This is a genomic window from Pararhizobium sp. O133 (genome assembly GCF_051669845.1).
Lineage (GTDB): Bacteria > Pseudomonadota > Alphaproteobacteria > Rhizobiales > Rhizobiaceae > Pararhizobium.
Window position 1 is genome coordinate 56,901 of record NZ_CP196430.1, and the last position, 21,833, is coordinate 78,733.

Sequence of the window (21,833 nt, forward strand, 5' to 3'; positions counted from 1 at the left end):
TGCCGGTTGATCGACAAAAGAGAAGTCGGGGATGGCTGAGTTAACGGGACGACGCTTCATATGGTTGACGGCGCTGGCGTTGGCCGGGTCGATCGCGTTTTGGGCCTTTGGCACCGTTTTCAGTTTTCTCCCGTTTCTCGTCTCGCTACTGATTTCCCTTGAGGGACGGGCTTTCCAGTTCGGGTTATCGGGGCTTTTCCTGTCTCTTCTGGTCTTGGCAGCCATGGCATGGAGCGGCGGAAGCTACGCTGCAATGTGGACGGAATTCCTGGCTGTCTCGCTTTGCACGGCATTCGTCGTCAAAAAAAGATCGGCGGATCTGGTCGCAGCCCCACAATGTCGGTTTTCGTCACGTTCCCGCCGGAGCTCGGGCTGGGATGAAACATCCAGCGATATCGACGTGCATCGAAAGACCGTCGATGCCCTCCATGAGCGGGAGAGGGAGCTTCTGGAGCTTGTCAACGTCGTTCCGAGCAATCTCTGGCGGCTTTCGCGAAACGGGGAGCCCAATTTTTTCAACACGAGAATGGCCGATTATCTGGGGGTCTCGGTAGAGGAAATCGACAGGCCCGGCTTGTCCCGCCTCGATGCGATGATCGAAACCGCCATACATCCTGAAGACCGGTGCAGTTTCAGAACGGATATCGTGCAGTCGCTGGAAAGCGGCAAGGGGTTTTCCTCCCGGTACCGTCTCCGACGGTTCGACGGAGCCTATCACTGGATGTCAAGCCGGGCCGAAGCGTTGCGAGGCCGGGATGGGGAGATATTGCAATGGTACGGTCTTTGTCACGATATCGATGACCAGGTGAATGCGGAACAGGCCCTCCAACGGAGTGAATGGCATCTGCAGCAATTGATTGAGGCCCTTCCAGTCCATGTGTGCAGCTGGACGCCGGAAGGTGAAATTTCCTATGTCAGCAAACGGTATCTTGACGAGCTTGGCCTCACGACGGCGTCCTTCGCCGAAATGAGCGCTGCCGCGATGACCCTTGTACACCCCGACGACGTCCCCCATGTTCGCGCGAAGGCCGCCGAAGCTATACGGAATGGTGAGGCCTTCCTGAATCGATATCGACGGTGCGGAAGCGACGGCGTCTACCGCTGGACAGACGGCAGGTTCGAGCCGCTGCGCAACGCAGACGGAAACATAACCGAATGGTACGGTCTGGCGATCGATGTCGACGATGAAATGCGCGTACAACAGGCGCTGCGTGAAAGCGAGCAGTCGCTGCAGCAACTTGTCGAAACGCTTCCCGCGCTGATCTATTGCGCCGCCCCGGATGGCAAGCCGATCTATAGAAGCAAGAAGCTCCGCGAGTTTTTGGGTTTCGGTCTGGAAGACAAGGATGGGCAGGGCCAGAGCCGTCTCGAGGGAACGCTGGACTCGATTATCCACCCCGATGACCTCGCGCTCGTGCGGGAGAAATACGGCCACTCGCTCGCGACCGGCGAACCTTACGTGCTCAAGCATCGCTTGAGACGCCATGACGGCCTGTATAGATGGGTGGAAACACGCACGTCGGCCATGCGCGATACGCTTGGGACCATTATCCAGTGGAATGGCGTATGCTTGGACATCGATGACTGGGTACGTGCGCAGGAGGAACTGGGCGAGGCGCAACGCAACCTTGCAAGGGCAAGCGAGGCGACCAGCCTCGCCGAACTCACCGCATCCATTGCGCATGAGGTTGGGCAACCTCTTGCGGCGCTGGTTTCGAGTTCCGATGCCTGTCAGCAGTGGCTGTCTGCAAATCCTCCCAATATCGAAAGGGCGCAGAAAGCGCTTGAGCGCGTGGTAAGAAGCGCCGGGACGGCGACGGAGGTCGTCACCCGCATTCGCGCCTTGTTCAAACATAACAATGACGCAAGGCGCAAGGAACCGTTCAGCTCCGTCCTTGCGGAAGCCAAGGAGTTGATGGGCGAAGAAGCCGTGCGACGCGATGTGCGTGTCGAAGTCGACAGCGAGCGTGACCTACCACTGATTCTGATCGATCGCGTTCAAATCCAGCAGGTTCTGGTCAATCTCGTGCGGAACGCATTCGATGCTCTGGAAACGCTCCCCTCCGATCGAACTCTCAGGATAAAGGTCAGCAGGGTCGAGGATATGATTCAGATCGAAGTCATCGACAATGGGCCGGGCATCCAGGACCCGGATCGCATATTCGAACCTTTCTTCACGACGAAAGGCCAAGGCATGGGGATGGGGCTGGCAATCTGCCGGTCCATCGTCGAAGCTCACGGGGGGCGGCTTTGGGTGGAAAAAAGCGAGCCAAGAGGGGCAACGTTCGCCTTTAAGCTGCCAATCGACGACCTTTGATTGACGCTCGTGAGAGTGTCTGGCCCGCCAGCAGCCCCGGTGTATTCACGGGGTTACGGCAAGCTCGATTGCAGAGCGTAACTCCCTGCTGGCGAACGGTTTGAAAAGGCAGGTGCCAGCCTTTTTCGCCTCGTTGATGACGGCCTCTTGAGCGTGCCCGGTCATGAACACGACGGGTATTTCGATTGCGCGCCGCTTGAGTTCGTGATTGAGGGCGACGCCTCCCATGCCGGGCATGGATATATCGAGGAGGAGGCAGTTCGTATCCGGTATCGCCGAGGATTCCAGGAACTCGTTCGCGGACGCAAACGTCTTGACGGAATATCCGTATACCTCGAGAAGATCGAGCAAAGATTCCCGAACCGATTGATCGTCGTCGATAATCGTGATCCGGAGTGAATTGGCCATACTGTTCATACCCGCATCTTATGCGCTGCCCGGAGAAGCCCCGCGAGCTTTATCCGTCTTTAAGGCGGAGTTCGCGGTTTGCTCCGGTACACGCTGCAGTGTGAACGTAAACGTGGCTCCCTGCTTGTCGTTCCCGGAGGCCCATAAACGGCCCTGCAGACTTTCGATAATCGCCTGGCTGACGGACAGACCAACACCCATGCCGTCGGCCTTTGTGGTATAGAACGCTTCGAACAGTTTTTCCGCGAGGGCAGGGTCGAAACCGATACCGCAATCGCTGATGTCGACGCGTACTTCGTTCGGCTGGGAGATTCGGGTGCGAATTTGTATCGCCTTCGGCGTCGCGGATATTGTGCGCATTGCATCCATCGCGTTCAGAAGCAGGTTCAGGACCACCTGCTGCACCTGAACCCGGTCTCCCGATGCGAGGGGAAGGACTTGCGCGAAGTCGGTTTGTACGATGACGTCGTTCATCTGAAGTTCGTTGGCGGCCAGGGTGAGGACCTCACGCACGATTTCGTTGATGTTGATCTGCTCTACCGTCGCGTTCTTGCTGCCGAAGAGGTTTCGCAATCTCTTTATCGTCTCAGCCGCGCGATATCCGTCGCGAAGGCACCGTTGGGCGGTCCTGATTGCGCCTTCGATATTCGGAGGATCCGTCTCCAGCATGATCTGGCATGTCTCTGCATTGGCGACGATGCCCAACAGGGGTTGGCTGACCTCGTGGGCGATCGATGCCGTGAGCACGCCCAGAGTTGCCGTGCGGGAAACATGCGCAAGTTCGGACCGCACGTTGCTGAGAGCGTCCTGTGCCTGTTGCATTTCGCTCACGTCCTGAAGCGAGCCGAGATGCCGTCGTTTTCCGGCAAGGTCGATACCGCTGCGCGTCACAAGGCGAACCTCCTTGACGATGCCGCCATCGAATTGAAGGCGAAATTGCCGGTCGACGTCACGGCCCGATTGCCGCGCCTTCTCGACCAGATCGGTAAACACCTGTCGGTCTGACGGGTGAACACGCGCTCTGATGACGCTGATCGTGATCGGCAACTCCGGCGGATATTCGAAAATCCGATAAATTTCCTCGGAGCATTCGAGAGCATCGAGATCGTCGTGCCAGTAAAAACTTCCCGTCCGGCTGAGCCGCTGGGCTTCTTTCAGCCAGGCTTCGCTGCGTTGCAAATCCGAATAGAGCCGCGAGTTGCTCAGCCAGATGCCTGCCTGGGATGCGAGGAAATCCAGAACCGCGATGCGATCCGGTGAAAATACGCCCGGTGCGAGACCGTTCTCGATATAAAGCAGCCCAATCACATCCGTGGCGTTAAATATGGGTACGCAAAGAATTGATCGTGGCCGATGATCGCGGAAATACGGGTCGGATGCATCGAATGCTCCCGGTGCCAGATCGTCCAGGACCGCGGGTGTCCTGGTTCGCAAGACGTATTTCAGCACGGAAGATGGCAACTCCGAAACTGTGTGCTGACGGCGTTCCAGCGTGACCAAGACCTGTCCGTTCTCCGTCACCGCCGTCGCTTCGATATTGAGCTCGCCATTGTTGAAAAGCAGAAGTGCTCCGCGTTCAGCCCCGGCGTGCTGGATCGACAGATGCATGAGTTTTTCGATCAGCTTGCTCAACACCATTTCGCTCGAAAGCACTCTCGATGCCCGGCCAACAGTCTCGACATCCAATGACGCGACGGGCATCTCGATCGTGCGCGACGGGAAAGAGGATGGCAGGCGTTCGCTCAGGTGAAGGTAACGGAAGTCGAGAAGTCGAACCTTGGTCAGGCAACCCCATTGGTTGTAAGCCTCCCGTGACGTACGCAAGTATGCGTCAGACGGAACACCCAGCCCTTTGGAGGCGTAGAAACGCCCCGCCAGCTCGGCGGAAATAGCCTCGACCTGAATGAACCCGCCGGAGCGGGCGCGTTGGATGGACGTCTCGTAAAGCGATTGCGCCAGGCTTTCCTTTCCCTCCAACCGTGCGCGTTCAGCACCCAGCAGCGCTTCACGGCATCCAAAATTGGCCGGGCAATTTTCCGCCCAGGCGCTCATACGGTCGTGATGGTTACAAAGTGCATCCAGATGAAATCGACGTTTTTCCGCGGCGTGGTGTTCTGCGAGCGCGGCTGACGTCAGGCCGGCGTAGAAGACGTATTCCGCCTCTTCGATCGAGGACCGCATAGCCCATCGGATCGTTTCGACCCTTGAGGCGGCAAGCTGCGCGGCAACATAATCTTCGGTCAGGTAATGTTCGATAAGCCGGAAAACCCAATGATAGCTTATCATCATTGCGACACCGGGCTGCGGATCGGTTTCCCTGAGCGCCCAGCCATCATCGTCGCTGAACGTTGCCGCATCTGTGCCCCGTAGTTTTCGGACAAGGCGAAGCTGACCGAAAAACCTCTCCGTTGGCAGGCCAAGCTGAACTTTGTCCGCGAAATCGACGGCGTGCTCTACCTCTCTCTGCACATGCTGGAGCGGTTTTCCGCTCATGAACTCGTGGGTAATGCGATTGCGTGTGTTATAGGCAGCGAATGCCATATCTCCCGTGGAGCAGCTAATTCGGAACGCCTCTGCCATAAGTGGCGCGCACTCCACCAATGGCCTGATCCAGGGTGTCGTAAACCCGGCGAAGAGCGAGTAGACGCGCGCTTTGTAGCGTCCGCTTCGGCTTTGGTCGACAAGTCGCCGCGCCAGTTCACCAAAGGCATAGGCCGTCTTGTAATCGTCGAATTGCGCACCGAGTGCCATGTTCAGGGCCGAATAGGCCACTGCAGAGCTTTCGCAATAACCATGCTTAAGGCTGAGGTTCGTCATCCTTAAAGGCAGAAACTCCATCAGCCGACGATCGACCGCATAGGCTGCAGGAAAGACTTCAGTCATGACCGAGATGGCGGAGATGATCTGCGGGTCGATCATCTCGATGATATGTGCAAGATTGTCGATCGGGGTGTCCGAAAGCAGGAGATGCATATTGTCGAACTCGCGGCGGACATCGGCTTCCGTCGGGCTCTCCGGCCAACCAAGATCTGCCTCGCGCAGAAATTCAACACCAATATCAACCGCCCGGCTGCTTCTGCCAGTTGTGAAATAGAGAAGCACCGCAAGGCAAACGACCTTGGCCCGGTCAGCAAAACCGCGCGCCGCCGATGTCAGTCCGGAAAGCCGAGTTTCGGCGCCAGCGAGATCTCCGATAACGATCTCGCTCTCCAGCTGGTTGAGTTCAAGTTGAAAAAGCAGCTGGTATTGATCTTGCCAACGTCCGGTAACGAGCGCGCGCCCCCGTTCGAAATATGTTTTCGCCGTGGCATAGGCACTTGCCGCTTTCGCGCGCTCCCCGGCGAGCAGGTAAAGCTTCGCGACCGTCGCAGCTTCTGTAGGGGACACGATGGGGGAGCCCCGATCGAACTGGCTTGTTATCTCGAAGATCCTCTCCTCGAGTTCATGCTCCGCGATGTGTGCGACCAGAAGCCTGCCGATATCGAGGTGATCTCTGGTCCGCGATTCGAGGTCGATGGAGGAATATGCCGCAGCTTGCACGTGGTCATGGGCGAAGGACAACGTGTTGTTCGCTAACTTGACGAGGCCCGCGTCGATGGCCGGATCGAGCAAGTCTCGTAGGTCCCCATCCGGCGCCTGCAAAACGAAAGCTGCCGTGCGGGCATCCGTGATATTTCCCAGCAAGGAGAGTTTGCCCAATGCGTGTCGGGTAGCTGCCGGTAGACGATCAAGTTGCAGGGACAACAACTGACCGACATTCTCCGTCAGGCGTTTCTCGCGAATTGCCGAGGGGCTCCAATCCCATTCTGAACTGTTCGGTTGGAAAAACAACGAACCGTCGGCCGCTAGCTGACGGACGAACCGGATGGCGAAGAACGGATTGCCTCCAGTTTTTTCGTAAATCAGATTCGCCACTGTCCTGACACGTTCGGGGGAGGTTGAAAGGAGGTTTGCGAGCAACCCCAAAAGATCCTCGCGTCGCAGGGGCGGTAATCGGATTTCCTCTGTTCGACCCCGAAGCGACCGCAGATTGGCAAGGACACTCGCGAGCATATCGCTTTGCCCGACATCCTCGTCGCGATAGGCCCCTATGATCAGCACAGGGCGACGCTCAGGATCGCTGGTAAGCCGCTGGATCAGATCTAATGTCGCGGTATCCAGCCACTGTAAATCATCGATGAACAACACGAGCGGATGTTGCGTCGTCGCGAAAACATTTATGAATGCTCTGAAGACGAAATGGAATCGAACCTGCGCCGTCGCAAGATCCGCCGGTGCGGTCGCGGGTTGGGGGCCGATGACATGGACCAGTTCCGGGATCAGGTCGATGATGAGCTGGGCGTTGCCGCCCAACGCATTTGAAAGGGCCTGACGCCACTCGGCCAACTCGCTTTCATCCTTCGCAAGAATTTGCCGTACCAGCACCGTAAATGCCTGGGCGAGCGTTGCGTAAGGGGTCTCCCATTTGTGTTGATCGAATTTCCCTGAGGCAAGCAGCAGGCGTCTGCCGTCGAGACTGCTGAACAGGTCCTCGACAAGCGAAGATTTTCCGACACCAGCTGGCCCTGAAACCAGCACGAACTCGCTTTCGCCGCTGGCGACGACCCTATCGACCGCGTTAATCAAACGCTGCCGTGCGTCATCACGCCCGAAGAGCGCCGGGGCATTTTGTTGCAGGTTCAGAAGATCGCTTCTGGCGGGTTGAAAATGTTCCACCGTCTCCGTGGCCGAAAAATCCGTAAGGCAGCGCAGAAGATCGTTTTCCACGGCCCGCGCGGTCTGGTATCGGTCATCTGGGTTTTTCTTTAGAAGTTTCAGGATGATGGCGTCGATCTGCGGGAAGATGATGGGGTTCCGGTCGCTCGGTCTGGGTGGTTGGCTGGCGAGATGGCGGTGAGCCCATTCAAGGGCGTCGCCGGCTTCGAAAGGGAGGCCGCCAGTGAAGAGCTCGAACAGAGTGACCCCGAACGCGTAAAGGTCGCTCCTCATATCCAGCGAGCGATTCATCTTTCCGGTTTGCTCCGGCGACATGTAGGCCAGGGTAGCTGCGATAACATCGATTGCCGGCGGATCGTTCGCATCCGGGATCAATTGACCGGCTAAACCGAACCCGGTCAATCTTACATCACCTGACTTGTCGAATATGCAGTTCGAAGGGCGGATGTCTCCGTGGAACAGGCCGCGCTCATGGATTTGGTGAATCGACGAGGCCAGTCTGCATGCGGCCTCCAGCACCTTTATCAAGTTACGAGGTCTGCCGGAATCCGGCAGTGACGTATCGAGAAAGGCCCCACCGGGGTCGGTCAGGATGAGTGCCGCACGCCCTTGGTCGCGATAAATGCCCAACGGATGGACAACCGCCGGGCAATCCATGCCTGAGAGAAGCTCGTATTCCCTCGTGAAACGCTCAACGACATGGTTCGCAGATGGCTCATTGGTGCACATGCGAACCAGAACGGCGGAGTTCTCGGCGAGCGTGACGCGATACCAGGCCGTATCTGCGTCTGCTTTGAGACGTCCGACATCGCCTGCCGATTTGCGAAGAAGCGAGAACACCGCGGCCCCAACGCCGTCAAAGTCTGCGCGGGCTTTCGAATGGCTGGAGGTTGTCGGTGCCTGAAAATTCGGCGTCATTTTTCCACTAATCCAATCGGCCGCCGATCAAATACATTTCAGAAGAGTTGCCCTGCTCGATCATCGGGTGCGCCAAGCGGCGTTGAAACCGGTCTGTTTCACTCCTGTCCCGTTTCAGCATTATCGCGATAGCAGCCTTTAGGGAAAGGGGCGAACGACAAACCGTGTTACCCGATCCTCCATCTTCGCCGAAGTCGCGTCAAGGCACCGGGAATATACCGGACGGCTGACGGAACAGATGCAAGGGCGAACGACGAGATCGGCCTGATCCGCCATGGGCGTGGGGTCAACAGCCTGCGTGCTCACCAAACAGATGTATAGCTTTACCCTTGCTCGCCTGTGAACGACCATAAACCGGCTCTGCGTGGAACGGGTTCCACGCTCAGCTCCGACACATCCTTCAAAAAGCACCGGGTGAAAAGACAATGACACAGCGGCTGAACTACGCACAGCTATCGCCTGAACATTTCAAGGGCCTGATGGCCTTTAGCAACGAGGTCAAGAACGGCTCGATCGAGCAGTCAATTCTCGATCTTGTCGATATTCGTGCCTCCCAGCTCAATGGCTGCACGTTTTGCCTCGACATGCACACCAAGGAAGCGACGCTCCACCAGGAGCGGCCTCTTCGTATCCACCATATCGCCAGCTGGCGAGATTCCACCCTGTTCAGCCCCCGTGAGCGGGCGGCGCTTGCCTGGACGGAGGCGCTGACGAAGCTTCCGGACACCGGCGTTTCGGACGAGCTTTACGAACGGGTCCGTGGCCAGCTTTCGGAGAAAGAGATCTCGGATCTCACGTTCCAGATCATGTCCATCAACGCCTGGAACCGCGTCAGCGTCGCCATGCGCTCAGTCCCCGGTTCCGCAGACAAGATTTACGGACTCGACAAGGCCGGCTTGGCATAACGCGCTCCAGCGGCAGGCGATCCGTCAGGGTCGCCTGTGCGTCTGGCGAAGCCCCTTGCCGCCGGTCATTCCCTGGGGCGCGAAGTCGACCTGAATGTAGATCGGTCCTAAACCTAAGTTTGGATTACTGGCGCTTCAGGGCGGTTGTAAAAGTACCGGGAGCCGTCACCAAAGAAACGCTCGAAACGGTCCTGTCCAAAACATCGGCTCCATAGCCGCACGCGGCTTTAGCGTGCCACCCGCAGAGACAGGTTCATATCCCAGCAACATAGGAGTGCGTTATGTCGCAGTCAATAACGAAAACCCGGACCTCCGGTCCGCACGAGATGAAAATCCCTTCGGAAAACGCCTTCCATCCCGGCAAGACGGGTGCCGGAGAGCTGGTTCCGTCACGCTACGCGCTACGGATCGGTGATATCGACGTGATGATCGTCAGCGACGGGGTTCTGCCGTTGCCAACGCAGATGCTGGGGCACAACGCCGACCCCGCGGTTCGGGCGTCGTGGATGGAAAACATGTTCCTGCCGGCGGATGCATTCGACTGGCCGTTGAACGCGGTGGTCGTGCGCAGCGGTGACCAAACCATACTCCTCGATGCCGGGCTGGGGCTTGACCCGGACCTGAATCTGCCGCGGGCTGGCCAGCTGATCAAACGGCTGCAGGCCGCAGATATCGATCTTTCGTCCGTGACCGATCTCGTTCTCACCCATTTGCACATGGACCACATCGGCGGCCTCGTCGTAGAGGGAGTGAAGGAACGTCTTCGCCCGGACCTGCGCATCCATGTCGCGGCCGCCGAAATCGAATTCTGGGAAGCGCCCGATTTCTCTCACACTCAAATGCCGCAGGGCTTCCCCGATGCACTTCGGGCAACCGCCAAGAAATTTCTCCACGACTATCGCGGCTATCTGCGACCGTTTGACGAGCAGCATGAGGTTGCACCGGGCGTCACCGCGCGCCGCACGGGCGGGCACACCCCCGGTCATTGCGTGATCCGTGTGGCGTCAGGAAGCGACGCATTGACATTTGCCGGCGATGCGGTGTTCGCCGTCGGCTTCGATCAGCCGGACTGGCACAACGGGTTCGAGCACGACCCTGAAGAAGCGGCTCGCGTCCGGGTCGAGCTGCTGCGGCAACTGGCGGCAAGTGGTGAACTGCTGGTGGCAACACACCTACCGTTTCCCTCGACCGGCCGCGTAGCGTTCGCTGGCGATGCTTTCCGCTGGGTGCCCGTTTTCTGGGATTATTGATCTCGGGCGCACACAGGCGCGCGCTTAATCTTACCGAACGGAAGACACCTGATAGCTTGAATTGTGGCAGATAACACGTTTAACTCAGTTGTTGAGACTCGGCGAAAGCCGGGTCTCTCTTATATTTCAGAGCATTTCGGTCGGCACATAGTTCCATAATTGTTACTATGCCGTCGGCTAACGTGGCTTCGTGCGCCTGTCCGTTGCCTCGCATATCCTGGAATTTGCCGGAGACGATCCGCCTGATATTGCCTGGACAGGAGACGGCGGCGAAATCGTCCGCCCACCCAATTTTCAGATTCTCGAGGTCGTGGACTGTCGTAACGTGACGCCGCATATGCGTCGTCTGACTTTCGCTGGTGAGAACGTCGCGCGTTTTGCAGGCCTCGATGCGCTCCACTTCAATCTCATGATACAGCATCCGGACGTTATGGAACCGCAATGGCCGCATGTTGGGGCCAATGGCGTGATCTCATGGGACCAGCCGGACCTTCGGCCGATCATGCGCAAATACACCGTCCGATCCGTGGATATGGCTGCCGGCACGCTCGACGTCGATTTTGTTCTGCACGCGGACGCGGGACCGGGATCTGCTTTCGCGCAAACGGCGGCGGTCGGAGACCGTGTCGGCGTGATCGGTCCAGGTGGCGGCGGGCTCGTCGCTGCGGACTGGTATCTGTTCGCCAGCGACGAAACCGCGCTTCCCGCCATTGGCCGTATGCTTGAGCACTTGCCGGCCGGCGCGCGAGGCAAGGCCTATGTCGAGGTGTCGGATGAGGGGGAGGCGCAGGATTTGTCCGCGCCCCCGGCGATCGATATCGAGTGGCTGTTCCGAAAAGGGCGCGCGGACGATGCTCCCTCGCAACTGGTCGATGCAGTGAAAGGAGTGAAGTTCCCCGGCGGCGACCAAAGAATCCATGTCTGGGCGGGTTGCGAATTCAAGACGTTCCGCGCCATTCGCGCCTTCTTGCGAAACGAGCGGCGTCTTACAAACATGGAGCACCTTGTGGTATCGTACTGGCGCTCCGGGCGAGCGGAGGAAGAGTGACGGGAATGCTTGTCCCTCTATAAGCGAGCCGCCTTGGTCAGGCTACATCGGCAAAACCATTGCCGTGGGGTGTTGCCTGAAACACTGAGGACGTGGGTGACTGGTGGAGGTCCATAATGTGGTGTGTTCTTCGCGTGATGGTCTTGATCGGCGTCCTCACAATGTTGCCTGCTCACGCCGAGACATTGCTTTGTGCTCCTGTCGCGGTCGCGGAAACAGTCGGCACATCCGGACCCCTGACGATATCCGCCGCCGACAAGGAACTGGGAAGCCCGGTGCTTTTCTGGATCGATACGAAGACCGGAGAGTTGCAGGAGCATGCGGAAGGTGGCGACCGGTTCATTACCTATACCGGAAAGCTGGATGTGCAGCAGGCCGACACGAATGTTTTCCTGGCCCGTCATGCGGAACAGAACGAAATCTACCGCATAGATCTCGGCGTAACGGTGCACCCGTTCCAGAGGAGTGTTGACGGTGCGTTGACATCGATCGGTGCATGCAATCCGGCGGCGATGGGTGAGTTGCCGCAGGAGGACGGTGCTCCGGTTTGGCCCTTCACCTATCGAAAGACCGGGTAATCCGGAAGGTGGCTGCGCAAGCAGCGCCATGCATGGGTATTCTGACGGGGCGACATCGGGAGGCAATATGTTTGTGAAGATGGCATATCTCGGTGGTGCGCTGCTGGCGGGTTTCGCATCGGCCTATGCGAATGACTGCCTTGCCCCGCCGTCGACGATTATGGGCCAATTGCGCATCGTCGAAAGCAGGTATCCTGATGGGACGCCCATCCGGGCCTTTGTCGTCTTCGTCGAGGAGGGGCAATGTGTTTCCATAGAGGACGTGGACGGCGATCATGCAGATGTCGTGCTTCGCGATATCCATCTGGCGCCAAAGGATGACGAAGCCGCGCGCTGGAGTGGTGGCCACCCGGAGGCACATCCGTCCAAGGGTGCGCTGCATAGAGGCCGGCAACAACCTCGTCAGGCTCGCCCGCATGAGCGGGCGCCCAGCCAGCGGTCATCGTCAAAAGCAGCATTGCGGACAGGATAACTTTGAACATCGCGCTCTCTCTGCTCGTTCGGAAAATTCATAGCCGTTTCAGTGGTGAATGGAAACGGCAATGGACGACGCGCCATGCACCCTGAGCGGTTGGTAGCCACGCTTTGTTGTACGTTTCTGGTTGGTCTCGCCGGCACGCAGCATGTTCCCCAGGGCCGACGGATCTGATAGCGCGCCATCACCTGCCATCTTGATGGCTAAAAAGGTATCGCGATATTGATGTCTGAAGGAGTTCGAAATGGCTGAACCACAACTCTCTGTCCGCAGTTCCAAGGCACGCGACCTCACCCACCGGCTGTTGCGCCGCGAAAACCGTTCGATTGCCGATGTGGTCGAGCGGGCGCTCGAACCATATGAGGTCCGGGAATCGGGGCGTGAGCCCGCCGCTACATTCTATAGACGGCCGGCCACGCAGTACGGTACCGACATCGAACTGGAAGCCGTCATCGGTGAAAATCGCCATCCGCACCGGGGCGTGGGGCTTTGTTTTTCCTCAATACAATGTCATTTCCAAGAGCCTGAAGGTTCCCGACGAAGCGGTGATCGCCTGGTTGGTTCGGCACGATGCCGAACTTGCGCCGCCAACGGTGGCGATTGCCGAGATCGCCTTCGGTATCCAGAGATAAGGCCGGACCAGCGCGCCGACCAACTGGAACAGGGTTTGCAGGACTGGCACCGTCGTTTTGCCGACCGCGTATTCGGCCTGACCGAAAGCGCGGCCCTCGCTTACGGGGAGATGCTGGGCAGCGCTACTTGCCGGGGACGTGGAATCTCAGCGCCCGACGGCATGATTGCAGCGATCGCTTCTCATCCTCAGTAAAGCGACGCCGCCGACCGGTGTTGATCACCTCGATACGGCTCACCCGAGACCCGCTGTCTCCTCCCAAAATCTCCATCCGTCCAACTGTCCTTATGCATGGGAATAAGGACAGGGTCTGATCAATTCCACGCAATATTCAAAGGGGTCTCGGTCGGACGGATACAAAACACGTCACTTCGCCTGCGGTGGAGCTTCACGATTCTGGTGAATGTCTGCCGTGCACGCGGCGGAACGGTCAACTGACTTGATTCGGCCGCGGCGGCCCGGCACCATGCGAAAGCACGCCAATCCCATGAATACACTCCCACAAGTCCGACGAAACAGCTCGGCTAAAGTGTGCATCCCACAGATAGAGTTTGGCTTCTAAAGAACAGCCCGCGGCACATGGGGTTACATCCGCTTGGTCTGCGAGGGGGTTGACTGTCTCGCGTGCTTGGTTAAATGGGGACCGTCGAAAAGTTTCAGGCTGGTGTGGTTATTTCCAGCCCCTGCGAAAGCAGGAAAGTCGCCTATGCGAACCCACGGCATCAACCTTATGAAGGGTGGTGTCCGGCTGCGCGCCTGCTCCACTATGAACCTGTGGAGACACCATGAACGATCCCAAAACAATCATAATTGCTCAGTTTTTCATTTCCGGCATGATGGCTTTTCTGATGACCGGCTTTTTCAGCTTCCTACATCTCGGGTTGTCCGGGCGGACAGTATCGGAATGGAGCGGGGCTTTCCTGATCGCCTGGCCGGTCGCATTTGTGCTTTCACTGGGGGTCGGCAAATTGGGTTTCATGATCGCTGGCCGCATTACCGCGCGGTTTATCTGACGGCTTGGTCCTCTGTAAAAACTTGGCCCCGCTACGAAATTTGGTCTTCGACTGCTGGTGCTCCGTCGAGCCATCGGATGATTGCTTCCAATCCCGGCCGGAGCTGCTTTTTCAGTTCTACCGTCAGCTCAGCTTCGATATCGCAGGCTTGGCCTATCGCCGTCCAATCGAGTTGGACACTCCCGAGCGGGGGCGACTTCCTATAGATGATTAAGCTGATCAGGAAGGGCCGGATGTTCTCCAGCATCCGCTTGGATGTGATCGGCGCGATACGCAGTTCGCAGAATTGGGATATTTTTCGCTGAAAATGACGTGATGAAAGATCGTGTTGGGCATGCTCATTCCGTTTCTCTCGGCACCAGTGCCGTGGGCGAGCGGGAATATGAGGCGACCTTTAACAAAGGATGTATCGGGCGTGTCACTTCCAATGGCGCCCGTTCATCGTATTAGGCGCCGATGTCGCTTGGATCAAAGCTCAGGAGTTCAATGCCGGCGCGTTAATTAAGCGCGCTTATCTAAGTCTGTCGATTAATTAAGTGAAAGGCGTCTTGCTTAAATAAGGGGCGCGGCTGATATTTGGTTATGTCTGATTCCCAATCCAAAAACCGCCTGGGTCGTTTCGTCGAGACGGTCGCCGCTAGTGAAACAGTGCGGGCATTTGTACCCCCGCCATTGCCTCCCGAGCCGGCGATTGATGTGCTTTCATTGCTAGAACGCCTCAGCTTGGCTGAGCGAGCGTTAGGACGCCTGGATGGTATCACAATGCTGCTGCCGAGACAGGAGCTGTTTCTTTATATGTATGTGAGAAAGGAAGCCGTTCTTTCGTCGCAGATCGAAGGTACGCAGTCCACGCTTTCTGATCTCTTGCGGTTTGAGACCGAAGCTCAAGCCGGGCAGCCGGTTGATGATATCCGTGAAGTATCCAACTATGTTGACGCCATGATGTATGGTTTGGAGCGGTTGGAAACGCTGCCCATGTCGTTGCGTCTGATCCGTGAGATGCACGCCAGGCTCTTACACAGTGGGCGGGGAGGCACCAAGGATCCTGGAGAGTTCCGCCGCTCGCAAAATTGGATTGGTGGCACGCGCCCCGGTAACGCACTCTTTGTACCACCACCCGTCACTGAAATGGCCGGTTGTCTGGATGCGTTCGAGCGCTTCATGCATGACGACCAATCGCGGTTACCGGCGCTAATCAAAGCTGGCCTGCTGCATGTGCAGTTTGAAACGATCCATCCGTTTCTCGATGGCAATGGTCGGATCGGCCGTCTGCTTGTAACCCTGTATCTTTGCGTGAACGGGGTTTTGCGGAAGCCGCTTCTCTATCTCAGCCTCTATTTAAAGTCCCATCGGAGAGAATATTATCGGTTATTGCAAGAAGTCCGTGAGCATGGAAACTGGGAAGCTTGGCTGGACTTTTTCCTGGCCGGCGTTGCCGACACTGCCAATCAAGCGTTTGAGGCTGCGACCCAGATCGTCGATCTTTTCAAGGAAGATCGGGAGCGGATCACGATGGAGAGCGATAGAGCAGGGTCGGCCCTTCGTATTCACGAGCTTTTCCAGCAGAACCCTTTTCACACAGCGAACCAGATTGTTCAGATAACAGGTCTGTCCGCACCAACCGTCAACGCCGCACTCGCCGATCTGGAGCGATTGGGCATTGTTGATGAGGTGACCGGCCGCAAGCGTGGCCGCGTGTTCAGCTATCAACGATACCTTGCAATTCTAAGCGAGGGCACGGATCCCTTGCCTCTCAGTTCATGAGAAATAGATGGGCCGAAGGTTCGATTTTCATCAAGGCGATGACCATTTGAAGCTTCTCGATGCGGATGTTGTTTCCGCATCGAGAAGCGGTCAGCTTTTACGCTGCTTCCCAAACCTGGTTCAGGATCTTGGCCGCAAGTGCAGCCTTGTCGTGCGGTAAGAAACGACCGTAGTGCTGCTGCACGACATCTGGCGTATCCTGAATGGCATAGCTGGCCTGCTCGTAAGACCCGGTCTGTTTGAGGATATGGGTTGCGAGAAAATCCCGCAAATTAGGCGGCCCATGCGGCAGCAGCCCCTTGATAGCGCCGCGACCGGTATAGGGATTAAATATCCCCTATCGCTGAATCACGGTCCGCCAGGCCTCATAGAATTTCGTCGAGTCATAAGCCGCGTCGAGGCTCGTCGTTTTCATCGTCTTGACGAAGAATGTGCCAGGATCCTTTGCGCTGCCAAGCAGCACGCCGCGATGCTTGTCGATATACGCCTCCAGGTATTTGTAGAAATCAAGCAGGTCCGGCAGGATCAAGCGGAACGGCTTTTGCCCGAAAAACGATGGACCGGAATTCTTGAATGCGACGGATGGGATGAGCACTTCCCAGCCGCCATCACGATCGCTCCAGCGCAATTCACCGCGTTTTAGGTCTTCGAGCCGCCGCTCCGATGTCGGGAAATGACCGCGCGGGCAGACGCGAAGCTGGCGCAGGTTTTTCTGGCGAAGACCGAGATGCAGGCCAAGGCGCAGGAGCAAGAAGGATCGAACCGCTTCGGCAGCCCACCGCGAATATCGATCTTCGTCCGGCATACGTTTCAGGATCTCGCCGGTGATCTTGCGATATTCCGCCAGCGGGCTGTCGGCCTCGCGGATGCACATGATCGGCTCGAACGGATCGCGGTGGACGCGCATGACCCCGAAAGCCGCATTGCGAAGACAAAGGCGCAGCCGGGACAGATCGCGGCCCGCGCCTGACAATCTAAGAAATGAATGGCAGCCGCACAGGCGCCGATGGAGACATGACATGCAGCACCTGGAACGGACGCCCGAACAGCAATCACGCGAACTACCAAAGCTCAGCCTGATCTACGAGCGCCATCCGCAGTATGGCGTCGATCTTTTCATCTCCGGCAAGGAAGGGGCGAACGACCTTAATCTTCTGCGCAGACACGGCACCACTACGGTCGTCAACTGTGCCGTCAATCTCGATTTCAACTTCGTAGAGCAGCCGCAGGTCGTGTCCGACCATGAAGGCAGCGTCTACGGCCCCGGCGAGATCCGCCACTACAAGATCGGCCTCATCGATGACGCCGGAAACCCCGAAACCCAGATGGTGGCGGGCCATTACATTCTGCGTGCGGCGCTGGAGCAGATTTTGCCGGACAAGCCATCCTATCCGCGGCGCGAGCGCGGCAGCATTCTCGTCAATTGCCGCGGCGGTCGCTCCCGCTCCGTCGCGGTCGTGGCGCTCTTCCTGCATATAACGTTGCCGGACGAGTTCCCAACGCTTGACGATGCCGTCGGCTTCGTTCGTCTGAAGCGCGAACTGCCGGAAAACGAGTGGTACAAGGCACCGAAGCCCGTGCTTGCGGACACTGCCCGCCGTGCCGCCGGATGGATCAGGATGATCGACGCTGCGTCCTAAAAAGCTAACTCCACGGTTGTACCCTTTCCGGGGGACGATAGAATCCTGGCGTCACCACCGCACTGACGCATAAAACCATATACAACAGCCAAGCCAAGACCTGCGCCGCCCTCTGCGTTGCGGGTGGTGAAGTAAGGCTCGAAAGCTTTGTCGACGGATTCCGGGGTCATGCCGCTGCCGTGATCCGTGACACTGACGCACACGCCGGAGTCTGTCGGGGCGCATCGGATAAGGATTTTTCCGCCTTTCGGCATTGCCGCTGCGGCATTGAGGCAGAGGTTGAGGACCGATTGTTCGAAGAGCGCCGGATCGACCATGATTTTCGGCAGACGATCGGCAATCTCGAAGTCTAAATGACATTTCTCGCCGACAGCGATCTCGAGAACATCGGCCATGCCGCGGAGGAGACTGCCGAGTTCTACTGCATCCGGATGGATCGGTTGCTGGCTGCCGATGGAGAGCATGCTGCCGGCAAGTGAGCGCCCCCGATCCGCCGCCTTTCGGATGCGGGCGAGATGGCGCAATTGCCGGTCGTTAAAGCCTGTCTCCCGCTCCAGTAATCCCAAGCTGCCGGTGATGATGCCGATCATGTTGCCGACCTCGTGGCTCACCTGATGCGTCATGCGCATAATGCCGTCGAGGCGTTGTATCTTGGCGGCTTCCGCTTCCTGCCTATCCATATCGGTGATGTCGCGGGCAAGAAGCACGATACCGCCGTCAGGTTGCCGTGACAAAGAAATTTCCGTCACGCGTCCGGTGTCGGAGCGGTGGCGCAGCACGGAGCGTCCCTCAAGCAAACCGGGCTCGGCCTCCGTGGGCAAAAGTGCAGGGTCAATTTCCTGCAGAGGCGCCACGAACGCGCGCAGAGGCAATTTTCGCACCGATCCCGACCAACCCACCAGTTCCATGACGCGCCGGTTCATGGTGATGGGGCGGCCATGGGGATTAAACAGCGCGATGCCCTCGTTCATGCTCCGGAAGGTAGAGCGTATGGTTCGCGCTGCCGCCTCCGCGGTAAGACGAAGCCGCGATACGCGCTCGACACTGTCGCGAAATGCGCGGAACGCTTCGAGAAGCCGCACCAGTTCCGTCTCGGTGCCGTTGTAGGTCGGCGTATCGACGTCCTTTCGCCCTTCGGCCAGCGCATTCATGCCGTCGGAAAGGGCAACAATGCCGCGCGACACGCGCATGACGGAGCGAATGGAGAAGGTTGCCATCACCAGCACGAGCACGGACGCAAGCGCGACGATAACCAGCAGACGGCTCAGCGCATCCGACGTCGAGGCAAGGTCTTCATTGAGACCCTCGGCAACGGTCTCGCTTTGGCTTTCGGTTGCGTGAGACAGATCGCGCGAAACAGAGTGCAGTTGCGACACGGCGGCACGGATGGAAAACATCTCGAGCAGGTAGCGCGTTTGGGCTTCGAAAACCCGTTCGTAGGGGGCAAGCTCCTTCGAGGAAATACGCGTATCCGGAGAGGCGCGATCAAGGCGCGGTGACGCTTCTCCGACATAACGTCGGCGCAGTTCACCAAGCTGGAAGAGGCTGTCGGAATTGGAGGCCGACTGTACAATCCCGTTCAACTGCCGGCGAAGATCGGCATCTGCAATACCGCTGCCCGTGGCGATCTCCCCCAGGGCTGCCGCAGCCTCTGCCTTGTGTTGCTGGGCCGCCTCCGCATCATCTGCCAAGGTGGTCGTCTGGGCGCGAATGGTCTCCAGGAGTTCGATGATGTGGGGATCGGCAAAGTCTTCAATCGAGGCCTTGTCGTTTTCCGGCCGCATGGCGTGCAGCAGGGCATCCACCTGCACGACGACATTGCGGCTTTCGCTGGAGACGCGATAGGGCGAGGTTGCATTCATCAGGAAGGGGGCGCTGGAGACCAAGTCAGAGACCTGACGCGAAACCAGTGACGCCTTGGCAAGGCTGGAAAAGGCTTGCAGGCCGTAGGCCGCCATCTCTTCGCGTGCCCGCTGCAGGCCGTAGATGGCGACCGTCGCCAGGCTGAAGACGAGCACGCAGATGAAGATAATGGCCAAGGGCAGGCGGAAGGCGATCGAGGAGAGAAACGGCCTGTTGATCACGACGAAACGTCCCCGCTTTCCGTGCTCAGCACGTAGCCTTTGCCGCGGCGGGTCTGGATATGGCGCGGCAGGTCCGGATTGCGTTCGATCTTGCGGCGAAGGCGCAGCACCAGCACATCGACATTGCGGTCGATATACCGTTCGCTCTCGGCGCCGAGCCGGTCGAGAATATGTGCCCGGCTGACAGGCATGTTCGGGGCCTCGGCCAGAATCTCGAGCAGGGCGAATTCGGCGCTGGTGAGAGACTTGGTCGGATCGCCTAGGCAGATGGCATTCCGGTTTTTGAGGTCAATCGACCAGTCGCCGAGCCGAAGGGCCGAGGACACATGCTCGCGCTCCGTCTCGCGTTCGGGCTTCAGGGATGGGATCGTCCGGCGCAGCACTGCCTTGATTCGGGCCGTCAGTTCGATGGGCTCGAAAGGTTTCACGACGTAGTCATCGGCTGCGGTTTCCAGCCCCAGGACCCTGTCCGCGGCGCTTCCGGCAGCTGTCACCATGACAATGCCGATATCGGCCTGTGCCCGCAGGCGCTGGGCAAACGTGCGGCCGGAGGTGCCGGGGAGGTTATGGTCCACCAAGACGAGATGGACGGTTTCGCGCGCCAGAACCGCGGCGGCTTCTTCTGCCGAGGGAGCCGTCAGGGGTGTCCAGCCTTCAGCCTCCACCAGATCCGATATGAGCTCCGCCATATCCGGATCGTCCTCGACGATCAGGATCCTTATTCTTTCATTCAACACATGCACGTCCTCCCGCGCGCATCATAAGCAGGCCTGTCGCGATCTTCAAAGCGGGCACACATTATGCGGATTGTCACATTTGTAATTTTTGACATTTTTCCGCCCTTGCGTTGAAAGATCGGTAACCATTCTTCGGTTGCGGTACGCGACGGATGTGACATCCTGAGGATGGAGATTGGGACGCTCGCCGTTCCAAATGGGAGGAATATCGTGAGAAGCATCACCGCTTTCGGCGCGGGCGTGGCCTTGTGGATATGCAGCGTTACGGCCGGCATGACGGCTCCGTCATTGACCGTATTGTGCGGCGTCGACGAGGCTTGGTGCGCCGCGATGAAGACCACGTATGAAGCGAAGTCCGGCCTCGAAATCGCGATGACCCGCAAGAGCACCGGTGACATCCTGAACCAGATCCGCGCGGAAAAGGTGTCTCCCACGGTTGACGTCTGGTGGGGCGGCACGGGCGATACGCATCTGCAGGCTGGCTCGGAAAATCTGCTTGAACCCTATCAGCCTGCCCATGAGCGTGACATGCTGCCGTGGGCGCAGAATTTCTTTGCAATGTCCGGCGGCCGTTCGGCAGGCATCTATGCCGGTGCGCTCGGCTTTGCCTACAATGCCGATCTCCTGCGCAAACTGAAGTTGCCGGCGCCCACCTGCTGGAAGGATCTGACGGATGAGGCGTACAAGGGCCACATCCGCAGCGGAAATCCGAATTCATCCGGCACGGCCTTCACGACGCTTGCGACCCTCGTGCAGCTCTTCGGGGAAGAGGAAGCCTTCCGCTATATCGTCGCCCTCAACCGCAATATCGACCAGTACACGATGGTAGGGTCCGCGCCGGTAAAGGCGGCGGCCCGCGGCGAAACGCTGATCGGCATCTCCTTCATGCATGATGCCGTTACTCAGAAGCAAGCAGGCTCGCCACTTGTCATCGTCGCGCCCTGCGAAGGCACCGGTTACGAGATCGGCGCCGTGAGTATCGTCAAGGGCACGCGGCATCTGGAAGAGGCGAAACGCTTTGCCGATTTCGCGCTCAGCCCGGAAGGGCAGGGTACGGGCGCTGCCGCCGGCCAGAACCAGGTACCATCCAATGCGAAATCGACGCTGCCCCTCGCCGCCCCCGATATCTCACTGATCAAGATGGTGGACTATGACTTCGCCACCTTCGGTTCACCGGAAGAGCGAAGTCGGTTGCTCAAGAGGTTTGACGCGGTGATCGCCGCCACGAACTGATCGAGAGCTTTCGGCATAACCCAATCCGAAAACTGCGAACGTGCCGCCTAGAAGCTGGCCGATGGCCTTGCTGTGTCTCGTTCGCACCCAAATCCAACAGGCAACAGGAGGATGCC

Annotated in this window: 15 protein-coding genes and 4 pseudogenes; 12 read left to right on the forward strand and 7 right to left on the reverse strand. The window is 58.3% G+C overall.

Going from position 1 to position 21,833, the window contains the following annotated elements:
• The first annotated feature begins 31 nt into the window (after window positions 1–31).
• Complete coding sequence (locus ACST81_RS27425) at window positions 32–2,317, forward strand: PAS domain-containing protein (protein WP_438754935.1); 2,286 nt, start codon at window positions 32–34, stop codon at window positions 2,315–2,317.
• 45 nt (window positions 2,318–2,362) lie between these two features.
• On the opposite strand, the gene ACST81_RS27430 is transcribed toward ACST81_RS27425, so the two are convergent.
• Entirely contained in the window at window positions 2,363–2,734 is a 372-nt protein-coding gene (locus ACST81_RS27430) for a response regulator transcription factor (protein ID WP_438754937.1), read from the reverse strand.
• A gap of 9 nt (window positions 2,735–2,743) precedes the next feature.
• Entirely contained in the window at window positions 2,744–8,359 is a 5,616-nt protein-coding gene (locus ACST81_RS27435; protein ID WP_438754939.1) for a trifunctional serine/threonine-protein kinase/ATP-binding protein/sensor histidine kinase, read from the reverse strand.
• 425 nt (window positions 8,360–8,784) lie between these two features.
• On the opposite strand from ACST81_RS27435, the gene ACST81_RS27440 reads away from it, so the two are divergent.
• From ACST81_RS27440 to ACST81_RS27460, 5 genes are all read left to right on the forward strand, one after another.
• Window positions 8,785–9,264 carry a carboxymuconolactone decarboxylase family protein gene (locus ACST81_RS27440; protein WP_438754941.1) on the forward strand — a complete coding sequence of 160 codons (480 nt, stop codon included), beginning with the start codon at window positions 8,785–8,787 and terminating at the stop codon, window positions 9,262–9,264.
• Between the two features lie 281 nt (window positions 9,265–9,545).
• Window positions 9,546–10,514 (forward strand): MBL fold metallo-hydrolase, encoded by a 969-nt coding sequence (locus ACST81_RS27445; protein ID WP_438754943.1) that lies wholly within the window; start codon window positions 9,546–9,548, stop codon window positions 10,512–10,514.
• Window positions 10,515–10,704: 190 nt separating this feature from the next.
• Complete coding sequence (locus ACST81_RS27450; protein WP_438754944.1) at window positions 10,705–11,562, forward strand: siderophore-interacting protein; 858 nt, start codon at window positions 10,705–10,707, stop codon at window positions 11,560–11,562.
• 161 nt (window positions 11,563–11,723) lie between these two features.
• Window positions 11,724–12,140 carry a hypothetical protein gene (locus ACST81_RS27455; RefSeq protein WP_438754946.1) on the forward strand — a complete coding sequence of 139 codons (417 nt, stop codon included), beginning with the start codon at window positions 11,724–11,726 and terminating at the stop codon, window positions 12,138–12,140.
• A gap of 67 nt (window positions 12,141–12,207) precedes the next feature.
• Complete coding sequence (locus ACST81_RS27460; RefSeq protein WP_438754948.1) at window positions 12,208–12,612, forward strand: hypothetical protein; 405 nt, start codon at window positions 12,208–12,210, stop codon at window positions 12,610–12,612.
• Window positions 12,613–12,660: 48 nt separating this feature from the next.
• Here the strand turns inward: ACST81_RS27460 and ACST81_RS27465 are convergent, their stop codons facing one another.
• Window positions 12,661–12,894: a hypothetical protein gene (locus ACST81_RS27465; protein WP_438754949.1), complete on the reverse strand. Its 234-nt coding sequence runs from the start codon at window positions 12,892–12,894 to the stop codon at window positions 12,661–12,663.
• On the opposite strand from ACST81_RS27465, the pseudogene ACST81_RS27470 reads away from it, so the two are divergent.
• The 3 genes and pseudogenes from ACST81_RS27470 to ACST81_RS27480 form a co-directional block, all read left to right on the forward strand.
• Window positions 12,860–13,105, forward strand: a pseudogene (locus tag ACST81_RS27470) (plasmid stabilization protein); the annotation flags it as partial. The gene ACST81_RS27465 and the pseudogene ACST81_RS27470 overlap by 35 nt on opposite strands.
• Window positions 13,083–13,426 (forward strand): annotated as a pseudogene (locus tag ACST81_RS27475) (type II toxin-antitoxin system VapC family toxin); the annotation flags it as partial. The pseudogenes ACST81_RS27470 and ACST81_RS27475, both read left to right, overlap by 23 nt.
• 605 nt (window positions 13,427–14,031) lie before the next feature.
• Window positions 14,032–14,259, forward strand: a complete 228-nt coding sequence (locus tag ACST81_RS27480) for a DUF2798 domain-containing protein (protein WP_438754950.1) — start codon at window positions 14,032–14,034, stop codon at window positions 14,257–14,259.
• A gap of 40 nt (window positions 14,260–14,299) precedes the next feature.
• Here the strand turns inward: ACST81_RS27480 and ACST81_RS27485 are convergent.
• Window positions 14,300–14,536: pseudogene (locus tag ACST81_RS27485) on the reverse strand (hypothetical protein); the annotation flags it as partial.
• Window positions 14,537–14,841: 305 nt separating this feature from the next.
• On the opposite strand from ACST81_RS27485, the gene ACST81_RS27490 reads away from it, so the two are divergent.
• Window positions 14,842–16,023 (forward strand): Fic family protein, encoded by a 1,182-nt coding sequence (locus ACST81_RS27490; protein WP_438754952.1) that lies wholly within the window; start codon window positions 14,842–14,844, stop codon window positions 16,021–16,023.
• Between the two features lie 97 nt (window positions 16,024–16,120).
• Here the strand turns inward: ACST81_RS27490 and ACST81_RS27495 are convergent.
• Window positions 16,121–16,933 (reverse strand): annotated as a pseudogene (locus ACST81_RS27495) (hypothetical protein); the annotation flags it as partial.
• A 109-nt stretch (window positions 16,934–17,042) separates the two neighbouring features.
• On the opposite strand from ACST81_RS27495, the gene ACST81_RS27500 reads away from it, so the two are divergent.
• On the forward strand, window positions 17,043–17,663 hold the full coding sequence (locus tag ACST81_RS27500; protein ID WP_438754953.1) for a dual specificity protein phosphatase family protein: 621 nt from the start codon (window positions 17,043–17,045) through the stop codon (window positions 17,661–17,663).
• Here the strand turns inward: ACST81_RS27500 and ACST81_RS27505 are convergent.
• Window positions 17,660–19,747, reverse strand: a complete 2,088-nt coding sequence (locus tag ACST81_RS27505; protein WP_438754955.1) for a two-component system sensor histidine kinase NtrB — start codon at window positions 19,745–19,747, stop codon at window positions 17,660–17,662. The genes ACST81_RS27500 and ACST81_RS27505 overlap by 4 nt on opposite strands.
• Window positions 19,744–20,484, reverse strand: coding sequence for a response regulator (locus tag ACST81_RS27510; protein ID WP_438754957.1), 741 nt, complete (start codon window positions 20,482–20,484; stop codon window positions 19,744–19,746). The genes ACST81_RS27505 and ACST81_RS27510 overlap by 4 nt, the downstream gene beginning before the upstream one ends.
• A 210-nt stretch (window positions 20,485–20,694) precedes the next feature.
• Here ACST81_RS27510 and ACST81_RS27515 point away from each other — a divergent pair, with 210 nt between their 5' ends.
• On the forward strand, window positions 20,695–21,717 hold the full coding sequence (locus ACST81_RS27515; RefSeq protein ID WP_438754959.1) for an ABC transporter substrate-binding protein: 1,023 nt from the start codon (window positions 20,695–20,697) through the stop codon (window positions 21,715–21,717).
• Window positions 21,718–21,833: the final 116 nt, after the last annotated feature.

Coding starts and splice junctions, on each gene's coding strand:
- ACST81_RS27425 (WP_438754935.1), top strand. CDS start 32: ATGGCTGAGTTAACGGGACGACGCTTCATATGGTTGACGGCGCTGGCG.
- ACST81_RS27430 (WP_438754937.1), bottom strand. CDS start 2,734: ATGAACAGTATGGCCAATTCACTCCGGATCACGATTATCGACGACGAT.
- ACST81_RS27435 (WP_438754939.1), bottom strand. CDS start 8,359: ATGACGCCGAATTTTCAGGCACCGACAACCTCCAGCCATTCGAAAGCC.
- ACST81_RS27440 (WP_438754941.1), top strand. CDS start 8,785: ATGACACAGCGGCTGAACTACGCACAGCTATCGCCTGAACATTTCAAG.
- ACST81_RS27445 (WP_438754943.1), top strand. CDS start 9,546: ATGTCGCAGTCAATAACGAAAACCCGGACCTCCGGTCCGCACGAGATG.
- ACST81_RS27455 (WP_438754946.1), top strand. CDS start 11,724: ATGTTGCCTGCTCACGCCGAGACATTGCTTTGTGCTCCTGTCGCGGTC.
- ACST81_RS27460 (WP_438754948.1), top strand. CDS start 12,208: ATGTTTGTGAAGATGGCATATCTCGGTGGTGCGCTGCTGGCGGGTTTC.
- ACST81_RS27480 (WP_438754950.1), top strand. CDS start 14,032: ATGAACGATCCCAAAACAATCATAATTGCTCAGTTTTTCATTTCCGGC.
- ACST81_RS27490 (WP_438754952.1), top strand. CDS start 14,842: ATGTCTGATTCCCAATCCAAAAACCGCCTGGGTCGTTTCGTCGAGACG.
- ACST81_RS27500 (WP_438754953.1), top strand. CDS start 17,043: ATGCAGCACCTGGAACGGACGCCCGAACAGCAATCACGCGAACTACCA.